The organism is Pseudoduganella namucuonensis (assembly GCF_900116645.1).
Lineage (GTDB): Bacteria > Pseudomonadota > Gammaproteobacteria > Burkholderiales > Burkholderiaceae_D > Rugamonas > Rugamonas namucuonensis.
The window spans coordinates 77,980-93,360 of sequence record NZ_FPBO01000024.1; the positions used below are offsets into that span (position 1 = coordinate 77,980).

Sequence of the window (15,381 nt, forward strand, 5' to 3'; positions counted from 1 at the left end):
TACTGAATAATAGTTATATTTTAAAACTAATTTGAAGCGACCAAAATGAGCCCAGAGACTAGTCAAGAGAGCAACGCCGCCAACCCGGCGCACACCGCCGGAGAGCTGCTGAACATCCAATACGAGGGTGCGGTGGCCCGCATTTCCATCAACCGCGCGGCCAAGCGCAACGCCCTGAGCGACGCCCTGGTGCTGGCGCTGCGCAACGCCTTCGAAACCCTGCCGGAAGCGGTCAAGGTGGTGGTACTGTCTGGCGAGGGCGAGCACTTCTGCGCCGGGCTGGACCTGTCGGAGATGCGCGAACGCGCCACCGGCGAGGCCATGCACCATTCGCGCATGTGGCACGGCGCCTTCGAGCAGGTGCAGTTCGGCCGGGTGCCGGTGATCGCCGTGCTGCGCGGCGCGGTGGTCGGCGGCGGCCTGGAACTGGCGGCGGCGGCCCACATCCGCGTGGCCGAGGCCTCGGCCTTCTACGCCCTGCCGGAGGGGCAGCGCGGCCTGTTCGTGGGCGGCGGCGGCTCGGTGCGCATCTCGCGCCTGGTGGGCGTGCCGGCCATGACGGACATGATGCTGACCGGCCGCGTGCTGAGCGCCGACGACGGCTACCGCACCGGCGTGTCGCAGTACCTGGTCGGCGAGGGGGAGGGCATGGCCAAGGCGATGGAGCTGGCGGCGCGCATCGCCGACAACGCGGCGATGAGCAACTACGCCGTGATGCACGTGCTGCCGCGCATCGCCGACCAGTCCATCCAGGACGGGCTGGTGACGGAGTCGCTGATGGCGGCCGTCGCCGTCAGCGAGCCGGAGACCCGGGACCGCCTGGCGGCCTTCCTGGACCGCAAGATCAACAAGGTGCAGTTCAAGGCCTGACGCGCACGAACACGAAAAACAGGAGACCAGCATGACAGCTGCAACAGCATCCCCGCGCTACCGCCGCCTGAACTTCGGCATCGGCGGCGTTCACATCGAACCGCAGGACAACGGCGCCATCCACGTGAAAGTGGCGCAGCCGCTGGAGGCCTACCCGAAGCGGCTGATGGACCGCCTGCGCCACTGGGCCGCCGCCGCGCCCGAGCGCACCTTCCTGGCCAAGCGCGGCCGCGACGGCGAGTGGGTCCGCATCGGCTACGCCGACGCGCTGCGGCGCGCCCGCCACATCGGCCAGAGCATCCTGGCGCGAGGCCTGTCGCCGCACCGCCCGGTGCTGATCCTGTCGGACAACGACCTGGAACACGCGATGCTGGCGCTGGGCTGCCAGTACGCCGGCGTGCCGTATTCGGCCATCTCGCCCGCCTATTCGCTGCTGTCCAAGGATTACGACAAGCTGCGCCACGTGGTCAAGCTGCTCTCGCCCGGCATGGTGTTCGCCGCGCACGGCGAGACCTTCGCCGCCGCCGTCGAGGCCTGCGTGCCGGCCGGCGTGGAATTCGTGGTGACGGAGGCGCCGCCCGCCGGCCGTCCGGCCACGCTGTTCGCCGCGCTGCTCGACTGCGAACCGACGGCCGAGCTGGAGGCGGTGCAGGCGGCCACCAACGCCGACACCATCGTCAAGTTCCTGTTCACCTCCGGCTCGACCAAGATGCCCAAGGCCGTCATCAACACCCAGCGCATGATGTGCAGCAACCTGCAGATGATGGCGCAGTGCTGGCCCTTCCTGGCGGAGGAGCCGCCGGTGCTGGTGGACTGGCTGCCGTGGAACCACACCTTCGGCGGCAACCACAACCTGGGCCTGGTGCTGTACAACGGCGGCACCATGTACATCGACGAGGGCCGCCCGACGCCGCAGGGCATGGCCGCCACCCTGCGCAACCTGCGCGAGATCGCGCCCACCGTCTATTTCAACGTGCCCAAGGGCTGGGAGGACCTGGCCTACGCGCTGGAGGCGGACCCGGAACTGAGCGCGCACTTCCACAGCCGGCTGCGGATGCAGTTCTACGCCGCCGCCGCGCTGCCGCAGACCATCTGGGACAAGCTGCACGCGGTGGCCGAGCGCACCATCGGCGAACGCATCGTGATGAACTGCGGCCTGGGCATGACGGAGACCGCGCCCTCGGCCATGTTCGTGGTGCAGGAGCAGGTGCGCGCCGGCCAGATCGGCGTGCCGCTGCCGGGCATCACCATCAAGCTGCTGTCGAACGGCGACAAGACCGAGGTGCGCTACAAGGGCCCCAACGTCACGCCCGGCTACTGGCGCGACCCCGAACAGACCAGCGCCGCTTTCGACGAGGAGGGTTTCTTCTGCTCCGGCGATGCGGTGCGCTGGTACGACCCGGACCAGCCCGACCTCGGCTTCGTGTTCGACGGCCGCGTGGCGGAGGACTTCAAGCTCTACACCGGCACCTGGGTCAGCGTGGGCCCGCTGCGCGGCCGCGTGATCGTGGAGGGCGCGCCCTGCCTGCAGGACGTGGTCATCACCGGCCACGACAGGAAGGAACTGGGCCTGCTGCTGCTGCCCAACCTGGCCCAGTGCCGCAAGCTGGCCGCGTTGGGGCCGGACGCGGGCGACGCCGAGGTGCTGGCCGCGCCGGCCGTGCGCGCCTTCTTCCAGCAAATGGTGACCCGCCTGCACGCGCAGGGCACGGGCAGCGCCAACCGCGTGGAGCGCGCGCTGATCCTGCTCGATCCGCCCAATATCGACAAGGGCGAAATCACCGACAAGGGGACGATCAACCAGCGCGCCGTGCTGCAGCACCGCGCCGCGCTGGTGGAGGCGCTGTACGGCGACACCGACCCCGCCATCATCAAACCAGACAACGCATAGGGAAACAAACATGGCAAGCAAAGGCTTTTACTCCAGTTTCGACGACGTGTGGATGATCGACGGCGTGCGCACGCCCATGGTCGACTATTGCAGCCACTTCGGCGGCGTCTCGCCGACGGACCTGGGCATCAAGGTGGCGCGCGAGGTGTTCCAGCGCAGCGGAGTGCCGGCGTCCGACATCGGCTCCGTCATCACCGGCAACATGGCGCCCGGCGACTACTTCCAGTTCGTGCTGCCGCGCCACATCGGCCTGTATTCCGGCGTGCCGATGGAGGTCCCGGCCATCAACGTGCAACGCATCTGCGGCACCGGTTTCGAGCTGATACGCCAGGCCGGCGACCAGATCGAGCGCGGCTACACCGACGCGGCGCTGGTGGTGGGCACGGAGAACATGACGCGCAACCCGATCGCCGCCTTCGGCCACCGCACCGGCTTCAAGCTGGGCGCGCCGGTCGAGTTCAAGGACTATATGTGGGAGGCGCTGATCGATCCCGCGCCCGGCATCACCATGCCGCAGACGGCGGAAAACCTGGCGAAGAAGTACGGCATCAGCCGCGCCGAGGTCGACACTTACGCCGCGCTGTCGTTCGAGCGCGCGCTGCGCGCCCAGGAGGAAGGCTTCCTGGCCGGGGAGATCGTGCCGGTCGTCAGCGAGAAGTTCGAGCTGGACGGCTACGCCACGCGCGGCATCGCGCTGCCGCCCAAGGTGGCCGAGGCGGCGCGCGACACCCATCCGCGTCCATCGCCGGTGGAGGTGCTCAACAAGCTGCGCCCCATCTACGAGGGCGGCGTGCAGACCGGCGGCAACAGCTCGGCCCTGGTCGACGCGGCCGTGGCCACCATCGTCACCTCCGGCGACTACGCGCGCCGCAACGGCCACGCGCCGCTGGCGCGCGTGCTGGGCTGCGCGGTGGTCGGCGTGCCGCCGGAAATCATGGGCATCGGCCCGGCCAACGCGATCCGCCTGCTGCTCGAGCGCAGCGGCCTGACGCTGGACGACATCGGCGTGTTCGAGATCAACGAGGCGCAAGGCGCCCAGACCATCGCCGTGGAGCGCGAACTGGGGCTGGACCGCGCGCGCCTGAACGTCAACGGCGGCGCCATCGCCCTCGGCCACCCGCTGGCGGCCACCGGCGTGCGCCTGACGGTCACCCTGGCGCGCGAACTGCGCCGCAGCGGCAAGCGCTATGGCGTTTCCTCGGCCTGCGTCGGCGGCGGCCAGGGCATCGCGCTGCTGATCGAAAACCCACATTACTAAAACCAGGAGAGCATTATGAATGTACAAGGTCAAGCGGCGCTGGTCACCGGCGGCGCGTCGGGGCTGGGCGCCGAAACGGCGCGCCAGCTGGCGCAGGCGGGCGCCAAGGTCGCGGTGCTGGACATCAATATGGAGGCCGCCGAGGCGCTGGCGCGCGAGATCGGCGGCGTGGCCGCGCGCTGCGACATCACCAGCGAGGCCAGCGTGCGCGAGGCGCTGGCGCTGGCGCGCGAGGCCCACGGCCCGGCCCGCATCCTGATGAACTGCGCCGGCATCGGCGGCGCCAAGCGGCTGGTCGGGCGCGACGGCCAGGCCATGCCGCTGGAGGACTTCAGCCGCGTCATCAACGTCAACCTGGTCGGCACCTTCAACGCGATCCGCCTGGCGGCGGCCGAGATGGTGGCGCTGGACCCGCTGGAGGACGGCGAACGCGGCGTGATCGTCTGCACCGCGTCGGTGGCGGCCTTCGACGGCCAGGTGGGGCAGGCCGCCTACGCCGCCTCCAAGGGCGGCATCACCTCGCTCACCTTGCCGCTGGCGCGCGACCTGGCGCAGTTCGGCGTGCGCGTGATGACCATCGCGCCCGGCCTGTTCCTCACGCCGCTGCTGTACCAGCTGCCGGAGGAGGTGCAGCAGTCGCTGGGCGCGTCGATCCCGTTCCCCAAGCGCCTGGGCAAGGCGTCCGAGTTCGCGCAACTGGCGGTGCACATCGCCGGCAACCTGTCGCTGAACGGCGAAGTCATCAGGCTGGACGGCGCGCTGCGCCTGCCTCCGCGCTGACGAGGACCGCCGTTCGCGCGCCCTGGCGGCGCGTGCTAACATACGGCCGGCGCGAATCCTGTGTGGTCCGCGCCGCCGTCCCCACTCCAACGAACCGCCATGCCGAAGAAATCCGCCGACCTTATCAGCGCCATCCAGGACACCGCCGACCAGGCGCTCGACCAGCGCGTGCTGCTTAGCCTGGTGGGCTACAACCTCAAGCGCGCCTACCTCTCCATCATGCCCGTGTTCGAGAAGCGCATGGCGAAGTACGAGCTGCGGCCGGTCGATTTCACGGTGCTGAGCCTGCTCAAGGCCAATCCCAACATCCAGCAGAAGCGGCTGTCGGCGGCCATCAACGTGTCGCCGCCCAACCTGGCCACCTTGCTGGACAAGCTGGAGGGCCGCCACCTGATACAGCGCCAGCGCAACCCGCTGGACAAGCGCTCGCAGACGCTGGTGCTGACCGAGGACGGCGCGCGCCTGTGCGACAAGGCGGAGAAGACCGCCAGCGACCTGGAAATCGCCGCCTCCAACAAGCTGACCGTCGCCGAGCGCGCCGAGCTGATACGCCTGCTGCAGAAGATCGCCTGATCCGCTTTCCCGGCACCGTGGCCCGGGGGCGACACCCCGGCCGCCGGCCGTCCATATTCACGTCCTCTTTACGTTGTCTCGCGCACGCACAGGTACACTGATACAGCTTGCTTTTGCCGTCGTAATGGTTATACTAAATAATAGTTATATCTAATAAGAATTGTCACTTCACAAACTAGGAGACCGAAATGAAAAAATCCCTTTGCGCAGTGCTGCTGGCGTCGCTCTTCGGCGCGGCCCACGCCGACATCACGATCGGCGTGAGCATGCCGCTGACCGGTCCCGCCTCCGGCCTGGGCATCCCCACCAAGAACGGCTTCGCGCTGTGGCCCGACACCATCGCCGGCGAGAAGGTCAAGCTGGTCTACCTGGACGACGCCAGCGACCCCACCCAGGCCAGCAAGAACGCGCGCCGTTTCATCACCGACGACAAGGTGGACCTGATCATCGGTTCCAGCGCCACCCCGGCCGCCATCGCCATTTCCGAGGTCGCCACCGAGGGCCAGACCGTGCAGATGGCGACCTCGCCGCTGGAACTGCCCGAAGGGAAGGGCGCCTGGACCTTCCGCCTGCCGCAATCGACCGCCGTGATGGCCTCCGGCGTGATCCGCCACATGAAGGCGGCCAACGTGAAGAGCATCGCCTTCCTCGGCTACGCCGACGCCTACGGCGAAAGCTGGCTGCGCGAGATCACGGCGGCGGCCAAGTCCATGGGCATCCAGCTCACCACGGCCGAACGCTTCGGCCGCGCCGACACCAGCGTCACCGCGCAGGCGCTGAAGGTGGTGTCGAGCAATCCGGACGCGGTGCTGGTGGTGGCCTCCGGCAGCGGCGCGGCCATGCCGCACAAGACGCTGGTCGAACGCGGCTTCAAGGGCAAGATCTACCAGACCCACAGCGCCGCCTCGCGCGACCTGATGCGCCTGGGCGGCAAGGACGTCGAGGGCGCCTTCATCGTGGCCGGCCTGGCGGTGGTGCCGGAATCGCTGCCGGACAGCCATCCGTCGAAAAAGCTGGCGGTCGATTTCGTCGAACGCTACGAGAAGATGTATGGCGCCGGCACGCGCAACCAGTTCGCCGCCCACGCCTACGACGCCCAGCTGGTGCTGCAGGTGGTGGTGCCCGAGGCGCTGAAGAAGGGCAAGCCCGGCACGCCGGAGTTCCGCGCCGCGCTCAAGCAGGCGCTCGAGGGCATGGGCAACATCCCCATCACCCAGGGCGTGATCCACTACACCCCGGCCGACCATTTCGGCCTGGGCTCCAACTCGCGCATGATGCTGACCATCCAGAACGGCGCCTTCAAGGCGGTGGCGCAATGAAGCAGCGCCATTGCGCGGCGCGTGGGGGGCGGCCATGAACGGCCTGGACTCCACCATCGCCGCCATCCTCACGCTGGACGGCGTGACCAACGGCGTGATCTACGGCCTGATCGCGATCGCGCTGGTGCTGGTGTTCGCGGTGACGCGCATCCTGTTCCTGCCGCAGGGCGAGTTCGTGGCGTTCGGCGCGCTCACGCTGGCCATGCTGCAGCAGGGCCAGGTGCCCGGCCTGGTCTGGCTGCTGCTGGCGCTGGCGCTGTGCGCCACCGGCTCCAGCGTGCTGGCGCTGCTGCGCAGCGGCCAGCGCGCCGGCATCGCCTCCGCGGTGCTGCGCAACCTGGTGGCGCCCGCGCTGATCGCCGCGCTGGTGTGGTGGGCCGCGCCCAAGCAGTTTTCGCTGCCGGTGCAGGTCGGCCTGACGCTGCTGCTGGTGACCGCGCTCGGTCCCCTGCTGTACCAGGTGGTGTACGAATCGCTGGCCGGCGCCAGCGTGCTGGTGCTGCTGATCGTCTCGGTCGGCACGCACTTCGCCTTGACGGGCCTGGGCCTGGTGTTCTTCGGCGCCGAGGGCTTCCGCACGCCGGCCTTCTGGGACGCGCGCTGGCCGATCGGCGGCGTGACCCTGAGCGCGCAGACGGTGGCGGTGGTGCTGGCGGCGGGCGCGCTGATCGTGGCGCTGTGGCTGGTCTCCGAGCGCACGCTGTACGGCAAGGCGCTGCGCGCCACCGCCGTGAACCGGCTGGGCGCGCGCCTGATGGGCATCTCGACCACGCTGGCCGGCAAGCTGACGTTCGCGGTGGCGGCCTTCATCGGCGCGCTGTCCGGCGTGCTGATCGGCCCCCTGACCACCGTGTTCTACGATTCCGGCTTCCTGATCGGCCTGAAGGGCTTCGTCGCCGCCACCATCGGCGCGCTGGCCAGCTTCCCGCTGGCGGCCGTCGGCGCGCTGGGGGTGGGCATGCTCGAATCGTTCAGCTCCTTCTGGGTCAGCGATTTCAAGGAGGTGGTGGTGTTCATGTCGCTGCTGCCCATCCTGCTGTGGCGCTCGATCGCCAGCCCGGCACATGATGAAGACGAGGATTAAATGACGCCTGTTGAACAATTCCTGCGCAGCACCGACGCGGCGGCCCCGGGCCTCGGCCCGGCGCCCGCGCCCGTCCCGCGCTGGCGCGGGCTCGCCCCGAAACTGGCGCTGCTGGCGCTGGTGCTGCTGTTCCCGCTGCTGCCCACGCCGCAGTTCTGGATCGTGCAGGCCAACTACATCGGCCTGTACGCGATGGCCGCCATCGGCCTGGTGCTGTTGACCGGCATCGGCGGCATGACCTCCTTCGGCCAGGCCGCCTTCGTCGGCATCGGCGCCTATTGCACCGCCTACCTGAGCACCGCGCACGGCGTGTCGCCGTGGCTGACCTTGTGGATAGGCCTCGCCATCACCGGCGTGAGCGCCTGGCTGCTGGGCGCGATCACGCTGCGCATGTCCGGCCACTACCTGCCGCTGGCCACCATCGCCTGGGGCATCAGCCTGTACCTGCTGTTCGGCAAGCTCAGCTGGCTGGGCAGCTACGACGGCATCTCCGGCGTGCCGGCGCTGAAGGCCTTCGGCGTCGACCTGGGCAACGACCGCGGCATGTACTACCTGATCTGGGGCGCGCTGCTGCTGGCGGCCTGGGTCACGCTGAACCTGCTGGACTCGCGCTCCGGGCGCGCCATCCGCGCGCTCAAGGGCGGCAAGGTGATGGCCGAGGCCATGGGCGTGGACACCGCGCGCCACAAGATCCTGGTGTTCGTGTTGGCGGCGCTGCTGGCGGCCGTCTCGGGCTGGCTGTTCGCCCACATGCAGCGCACCGTCAACCCGTCGCCGTTCAGCATCAAGATGGGCATCGAGTACCTGTTCATGGCGGTGGTGGGCGGCGCCGCCCACGTGTGGGGCGCGGTGCTGGGCGCCGGCATCCTCAAGCTGCTGGAGGACCAGCTGCAGGTGCTGCTGCCGCGCATCTTCGGCGACAGTGGCAGCTACGAGGGCATCGTGCTCGGCCTGGTGCTGGTGCTGATGCTCAAGTACGCCCGCGACGGCCTGTGGCCGCGCGTGGCGGCGCTGGCGGCCAGGGTGCTGCCGGCCGCTCCGCCGCGCCAGGCCCCGGCCGCCGCCGCGCCGCTGCCGCGGCGCGCCGTGCCGACGGCGGGCGGCCCGCTGCTGCAGGTGGACGCGGTGACCAAGCGCTTCGGCGGCCTGGTGGCGGTGAACGCTGTCAGCTTCGGCGTCAAGGCCGGCGAGATCGTCGGCCTGATCGGCCCGAACGGCGCCGGCAAGTCGACCACCTTCAACCTGGTCAGCGGCCTGCTGAAGCCGACCGAGGGCGCGGTGCGCTTCCAGGGCGAGCAGATCGCCGGCCTGAACTCGCGCGCCATCGCCAAGCGCGGCATGGCGCGCACCTTCCAGCACGTGAAGCTGCTGCCGTCCATGACGGTGCTGGAGAACGTGGCCCTGGGCGCGCACCAGCGCCTGGGCGGCTTGATGGGGATGGACGTGGCGCGCGCCATGCTGCGGCTGGACCGCGCCGACGAGGCGCGCCTGCTGGCCGAGGCGGCGCGCGCGCTGGAGCAGGTGGGCCTGGCGCACCTGATGCACGAGCAGGCCGGCAGCCTGGCGCTGGGCCAGCAGCGCATCATGGAGATCGCGCGCGCGCTGTGCTGCGATCCGGCCCTGCTGCTGCTGGACGAGCCGGCGGCCGGCCTGCGCCACTTGGAGAAGCAGGCGCTGGCCGACGTGCTGAAGCAGCTGCGCGCGGGCGGCATGAGCATCCTGCTGGTGGAGCACGACATGGAATTCGTCATGCAGTTGACGGACCACATCGTCGTCATGGAGTTCGGAACCAAGATCGCGGAGGGCACGCCGGAGCAGATCCAGGTGCACCCGGCCGTCATCGAAGCTTACCTGGGTGGTGTGGAATGAGCGAAATCATGTTGGAAGTGCAGCAGCTGCAGGTCAGCTACGGCAAGGTGCAGGCGCTGCACCAGATCGACCTGAAGCTGGAGCGGGGCAGCATCGCCACCGTGATCGGCCCGAACGGCGCCGGCAAGTCCACGCTGCTGAACGCGGTGATGGGCATCCTGCCCTCGCGCGGCGCGATCCGCTACCGCGGCCGGTCCATCGAGCGCACCTCGCTGGAGCAGCGCGTGATGGACGGCATCGGCCTGGTGCCGGAGACGCGCGAGCTGTTCTCCACCATGTCGGTGGAGGACAACCTGCTGTTGGGCAGCTTCCGCCGCGTGCGGCTGGGCGAGGCGCAGCCGCGCGACCAGCTGGCCACCGTGTTCGAGATGTTCCCGCGCCTGAAGGAGCGCCGCGCGCAGATGGCCGGCACCCTGTCCGGCGGCGAGCGCCAGATGCTGGCGATCGGCCGCGCGCTGATGGCCAAGCCGGACCTGCTGATGCTCGACGAGCCCAGCCTGGGCCTGGCGCCGCGCATCGTCAAGGAGATCCTGCAGATCGTCTCCGAGCTGCGCAAGACCGGGCTCTCGGTGCTGCTGATCGAGCAGAACGCCCGCGCCGCGCTGCAGGTGGCCGACTACGGCTACGTGCTGGAGCTGGGGCAGATGTCCATGAACGGCCCGTCCGCGCAACTGTCCGGCGACCCGCAAGTGGTGCAGGCCTACCTGGGCTTCGGCAAGCACTAGCCCGACCCGTTTCAAGAAACCGGAGCCGTGCCGATTCCGGTCCCCGATGGGGGACCGGAGCCCCCGTGCGGCCCCAGTCCGTGCAGTTTGTTATAAAAAATAACTAATTAGGAGACATATGCATACGACACCAAACCGCCGCTTGAAAGCCGCGTCCCTGGGCCTCGCGGCCGCCGCCGCCATCGGCGCCAACCTCGCCGCCTGCGGCAGCTCCGGCGGCGCCGCCGCGGACATCCCGCGCCTGGCCGCAGCCGTTCCCGGCACGCTGGCCAGCTGCGCCGACCTGGCGGCGAAGGCCGCCTTCCCCAACACCAGCATCACCTCGGCCACGCTGGCGCCGGCCGGCAGCGTGACGCAGACCCTGGCCGGCGTGGCCACCGCCATGCCGGAGCACTGCGTGGTGCTGGGCAAAATGAACCAGCGCACCAGCGCGGTGGACGGCAAGTCCTACGCCATCGGTTTCGAGATGCGCCTGCCGACGGCGTGGAACGGCCGCTTCTTCTACCAGGCCAACGGCGGCAACGACGGCAGCATCGCCGGCGGCAACGGCGCGTACGGCAACCTGCTGGGCGGCAGCCCGGTCAGCAACGCGCTGTTGCGGGGCTATGCCGTCATCAGCTCGGACGCGGGCCACGTGCCCGACCCGGCCTACCCGTCCGGCATCAACGGCCAGACCTACGGCCTGGACCCGCAGGCGCGCTCGGACTACGGCTACAACGCCGTGGGCCAGTTGACGCCGATGGCCAAGAACCTGATCAAGGCCGCCTACGGCAGGGTGCCGGACCGCTCCTACTTCGTCGGCTGCTCGAACGGCGGCCGCCACGGCTTCGTCGCGGCCAGCCGCTACGCCGACCAGTACGACGGCATCCTGGCCGGCAATCCCGGCTTCAACCTTCCCAAGGCGGCGGTCGCCGAGATGTGGGACAACCAGGCCTTCGCCGCCATCGCCCCCACCGGCGCGGACGGCCTGCCCAACATCGCGGCGAGTTTCAGCAACGCCGACCTGAAACTGGTGTCCGACAAGGTGCTGGGCAAGTGCGACGCGCTGGACGGCGTGGCCGACGGCATGGTGGGCGACCCGGCCCAGTGCCAGAGCCGCTTTTCGCTGGCCGCCGACGTGCCCACTTGCGCGGGCGCCCCGGACGGAACCTGCCTGACTGCGCCGCAGAAGGCGACGCTGGCGAAGGTCTTCGGCGGGCCGAAAAACGCGGCCGGCGCGGCCCTGTACAGCACCTGGCCGATGGACGCTGGCGTGGGCGCGCAGGGCTGGCGCGACTGGAAGCTGGGCACCTCCCCGGGGCCGGGGCGCAACGTGGTGCTGGGCGCGCCGTCGCTGGCCTACATCTTCTCCACGCCGCCCGCCAGTCCGCAGGTGGTCGACGGCAGCCTGGCCTCGCTGATGAAATTCACGCTGGGCTACAGCTTCGAGACCGACGCGCCCAAGATCTTCGCCACCGGCGGCGTCTTCACGGAGTCCGCCATGACGTTCATGACCGCGCCCAATCCGGCCGATCTGTCTGCTTTACGCAACCGCGGGGCCAAGATGATGGTGTTTCATGGCGTCAGCGACCCGGTGTTCTCGTATGATGACACCGTCAACTGGTACCAGGCGCTGGACGCCAAGCACGGCGGCGACGCCCGCGCTTTCGCCCGCGTGTACCCGGTGCCCGGCATGAACCACTGCTCGGGCGGACCCGCGACCGACCAGTTCGACATGATGACGGCGCTGGTGAACTGGGTGGAGCAGGGCCAGGCGCCGGACAGCGTCAGGGCGGTCAGCCGCACCGCGGCGCTCAACAACGGACTGGGCGCGATTCCCGCGAATCGCAGCCGTCCGCTGTGCGCCTACCCCAAGGTCGCGAAGTACAACGGCGGCAGCATCGAGGAAGCGGCCAGCTTCAGCTGCCAATAAGAAGAGAGGGAAGGCTCCATGCTGTCATACACACCGCCGCTGAAGGACATGCGCTTCGTGCTGGAGCGGGTGCTGGACGCGCCCGAGGCGCTGGCCGGCATGCCGGCCTACGCCGAGGTCGACGCGGACCTGATGCGGCAGGTATGCGAGGAGGCGGGCCGTTTCGCCGCCGGCGTGCTGTTTCCGCTCAACGCGGCGGGCGACCGCGAGGGCTGCCGCTACGAGCGGGGCGCGGTCCGCACCCCGGCCGGCTACGCCGACGCCTACCGCCAGTTCGTCGACGCGGGCTGGCCGGCGCTGGCCTGCGCGCCGGAACACGGCGGGCAGGGCCTGCCCCAGGTCCTGAACTGCGTGCTCAATGAAATGACGAGCGCCGCCAACCATGGCTGGAGCATGTATCCCGGCCTGGCGCATGGCGCCTACGCCTGCCTGGCGCGTTACGGCAGCGCCGCGCTGAAGGAGCGCTATCTGCCGAAGATCGTCAGCGGCGAGTGGCTGGCCACCATGTGCCTGACCGAGGCGCAGGCGGGCAGCGACCTTGGGCTGCTGCGCACCCGCGCCACCCCTATCGGCGACGCCGCCGATGGCGCCTACGCCATCACCGGCGGCAAGATCTTCATCTCCGGCGGCGAGCAGGACATGAGCGCCAACATCGTGCACCTGGTGCTGGCGCGCCTGCCGGACGCGCCGCCCGGCAGCAAGGGCGTGTCGCTGTTCCTGGTGCCGAAGTGGCTGCCGGACGGCGCGCGCAACGCCGTGCATTGCACCGGCATCGAGCACAAGATGGGCATCCGCGGCAGCGCCACCTGCGCCATGGAGTTCGAGGGCGCCACCGGCTGGCTGGTGGGCGAGCCGCACCGGGGCCTGGCGGCCATGTTCGTGATGATGAACGCGGCCAGGCTGCAGGTGGGCGCGCAGGGACTGGGCATCGCCGAAACGGCGTGGCAGAACGCCCAGGCCTACGCGCTGGAGCGGGTGCAGTCGAAGGCGGCGGGCCGTCCCGAGAGCCGGCGCGGGGAAGCCGCGGATCCCATCGCCATGCACGCGCCGGTGCAAAGGCTGCTGATGACGCAGCGCGCCTGGGTCGAGGGCGGCCGCATGCTGGCCTATTGGACCGCGCTGGCGCTCGACGGCGCGGAGCGGCATCCCGATCGAGCCGTGCGCGATGAGCTGCACGGGCAGGTCGAGCTGATCACGCCCGTGGTCAAAGCCATGCTGACCGCCCAAGGCTACGAGGGCGCGAGCCAGGCCTTGCAGGTTTTCGGCGGCCACGGCTACATCTCGGAAACGGGCATCGAGCAGTATGTGCGCGACGCGCGGGTCACCATGATCTACGAGGGGACCAACGAGATCCAGGCGGTGGACCTGTTGCTGCGCAAGGTGCTGGCCGACGGCGGGGCGCGGCTGGAAGGCCTGCTGGCGCGGGTGCTGAGCACGGCGGAGGCCGAGTGCGATGGCGAGGACGACGGCGCGCATGGCGCCCTCGCGCCGCATGCGCGGGCGCTGTGCGCCCTGGTGCGGCGCCTGCGTGGCGCCGTGCGGGCGATCGCGCGGGCGGCCGAGGGGCAAGCGGCGCTGCCGCACCGCGTGGCCCCGGAGACGCTGCGCCTGGTCGGCCATTGCGCGCTGGCCTGGCTGTGGCTGCGCGCGGCGCGCGCAGCCATCGAGGCGCGGGAGGAGGATCCCGCCTTCCACGACGCCAAGCGCGCCACCGCCTCGTATTACTTCACCTATGTGCTGCCCGAAGTCGAGCAGCTGTTCGGCGTCGTCGATGGTTGCCTGAACCAGGCACCGGAGGACGCCGTCTGTTTTTCCGTTTGATCCACAGCAGCACCCACTAAAACCAAGGGAGACATCAATGAAGCAAGCAATCCGTAACGCACTGGCTCTGGCAGCGGGACTGTCCGCATCGGCGGCGATGGCGCAAAGCTCGGTCACAGTGTACGGCCTGGTCGACACCGGCCTGGTCTACACCACCAACATCAACGCCGCCGGCGACTCGATCACCAAGATGCCGTCGTTGACGGGCAGCGTTCCGTCGCGCATCGGCTTCCGCGGCACGGAGGACCTGGGCAACGGCCTGCAGGTGTTCTTCACGCTGGAAAACGGCCTGTCGCTTGACACCGGCACGACCGGGCAGGGCGCCCGCCTGTTCGGCCGCCAGGCCAACGTCGGCCTGAAAGGCGCGTGGGGTACGCTGACGCTGGGCCGCCAGATCAACATGACCTTCATGTCCGGCTTCAAGTCCGACGTGCTGGGTCCCAACCTGTTCGCCATCGGCAGCATCGACCCCTACCTGCCGAACGCCCGCAGCGACAACGCGATCGGCTACCTGGGCAACTTCAGCGATTTCACCGTGGGCGCGACCTACAGCCTGGGACGCGACGCCTCGGCGGCGGGCGGTCCGGGGGCCACCGGCTGCCCGGGCGAGGTGGCGGGCAACTCCAAGGCCTGCCGTCAGGTCACCGGCCTGCTGGGCTACGACAACAAGCGTTTCGGCGTGACCGCGTCCTACGACATCCTGTACGGGAACACCGGCGCGGCCGGCGGCCTCACCAGCAGCAACAATAGCGACCGCCGCACCACGCTGAACGCCTACGCCATGCTGGGCACGGCCAAGCTGGGCGGCGGCGTGATCGACCGCAAGACCAACGCCGTCACCGGCAAGACCGAGTCCGACCTGTACTACCTGGGCGTGAGCTTCCCGGCCTCGCCGCTGGTGACGCTGGACGGCCAGGTGGCCTACCGCGACACCAAGGGCGTGAACGCCGACGTGACGATGCTGGTGGCGCGCGCGACCTACCACCTGTCCAAGCGCACCGCCGCCTACGCGGCCATCGGCCGCATGGACAACGACGGCACTTCCGCCGTGGCGCTGGACGCAGGCGGCACCGTGGGCGTCGGCAAGGCGCAAAACGGCCTGATGGCCGGCCTGCGCCACGCCTTCTAAGCCGTTCCGGTATCAACCCGGGGGGCGACGCCCCCCCCCCGGTCCAGCCGGCTACACGCACCGGGAGGCGCTGGAGGCGGCCACCCGCCTGATGGGCATGGGCGAGGCGCCGGGCCGCGTCCGGGTCCGCCACCTGGCCGGGCAGGGCGT

12 protein-coding genes are annotated in these 15,381 nt (G+C 69.7%); all 12 read left to right on the forward strand.

The window, feature by feature from the left end:
- The first annotated feature begins 45 nt into the window (after window positions 1-45).
- The 12 genes from BM436_RS22805 (at window position 46) to BM436_RS22860 (ending at window position 15,231) form a co-directional block, all read left to right on the forward strand.
- A complete protein-coding gene (locus BM436_RS22805) occupies window positions 46-870 on the forward strand; it encodes a crotonase/enoyl-CoA hydratase family protein (protein ID WP_093557835.1) in 825 nt (274 codons plus the stop codon).
- A 31-nt stretch (window positions 871-901) separates the two neighbouring features.
- Window positions 902-2,761, forward strand: coding sequence for a feruloyl-CoA synthase (locus tag BM436_RS22810; RefSeq protein WP_093557836.1), 1,860 nt, complete (start codon window positions 902-904; stop codon window positions 2,759-2,761).
- Window positions 2,762-2,771: 10 nt separating this feature from the next.
- Window positions 2,772-4,019, forward strand: a complete 1,248-nt coding sequence (locus BM436_RS22815) for a thiolase family protein (RefSeq protein WP_093557837.1) — start codon at window positions 2,772-2,774, stop codon at window positions 4,017-4,019.
- A gap of 15 nt (window positions 4,020-4,034) precedes the next feature.
- Window positions 4,035-4,799, forward strand: coding sequence for an SDR family NAD(P)-dependent oxidoreductase (locus BM436_RS22820; protein ID WP_093557838.1), 765 nt, complete (start codon window positions 4,035-4,037; stop codon window positions 4,797-4,799).
- A gap of 99 nt (window positions 4,800-4,898) precedes the next feature.
- A complete protein-coding gene (locus BM436_RS22825) occupies window positions 4,899-5,372 on the forward strand; it encodes a MarR family winged helix-turn-helix transcriptional regulator (RefSeq protein WP_093557839.1) in 474 nt (157 codons plus the stop codon).
- A gap of 188 nt (window positions 5,373-5,560) precedes the next feature.
- Complete coding sequence (locus tag BM436_RS22830; RefSeq protein ID WP_093557840.1) at window positions 5,561-6,691, forward strand: ABC transporter substrate-binding protein; 1,131 nt, start codon at window positions 5,561-5,563, stop codon at window positions 6,689-6,691.
- Between the two features lie 43 nt (window positions 6,692-6,734).
- Window positions 6,735-7,775 carry a branched-chain amino acid ABC transporter permease gene (locus tag BM436_RS22835; protein WP_093557883.1) on the forward strand — a complete coding sequence of 347 codons (1,041 nt, stop codon included), beginning with the start codon at window positions 6,735-6,737 and terminating at the stop codon, window positions 7,773-7,775.
- Window positions 7,776-9,644, forward strand: a complete 1,869-nt coding sequence (locus BM436_RS22840; RefSeq protein ID WP_093557841.1) for a branched-chain amino acid ABC transporter ATP-binding protein/permease — start codon at window positions 7,776-7,778, stop codon at window positions 9,642-9,644.
- Window positions 9,641-10,369, forward strand: coding sequence for an ABC transporter ATP-binding protein (locus tag BM436_RS22845; RefSeq protein WP_093557842.1), 729 nt, complete (start codon window positions 9,641-9,643; stop codon window positions 10,367-10,369). The genes BM436_RS22840 and BM436_RS22845 overlap by 4 nt, the downstream gene beginning before the upstream one ends.
- 118 nt (window positions 10,370-10,487) lie before the next feature.
- Window positions 10,488-12,281, forward strand: coding sequence for a tannase/feruloyl esterase family alpha/beta hydrolase (locus BM436_RS22850; RefSeq protein WP_177307433.1), 1,794 nt, complete (start codon window positions 10,488-10,490; stop codon window positions 12,279-12,281).
- 18 nt (window positions 12,282-12,299) lie between these two features.
- A complete protein-coding gene (locus BM436_RS22855) occupies window positions 12,300-14,102 on the forward strand; it encodes an acyl-CoA dehydrogenase (RefSeq protein ID WP_093557844.1) in 1,803 nt (600 codons plus the stop codon).
- Between the two features lie 37 nt (window positions 14,103-14,139).
- Window positions 14,140-15,231, forward strand: coding sequence for a porin (locus BM436_RS22860; protein WP_093557845.1), 1,092 nt, complete (start codon window positions 14,140-14,142; stop codon window positions 15,229-15,231).
- The last annotated feature ends 150 nt before the right edge of the window (window positions 15,232-15,381 follow it).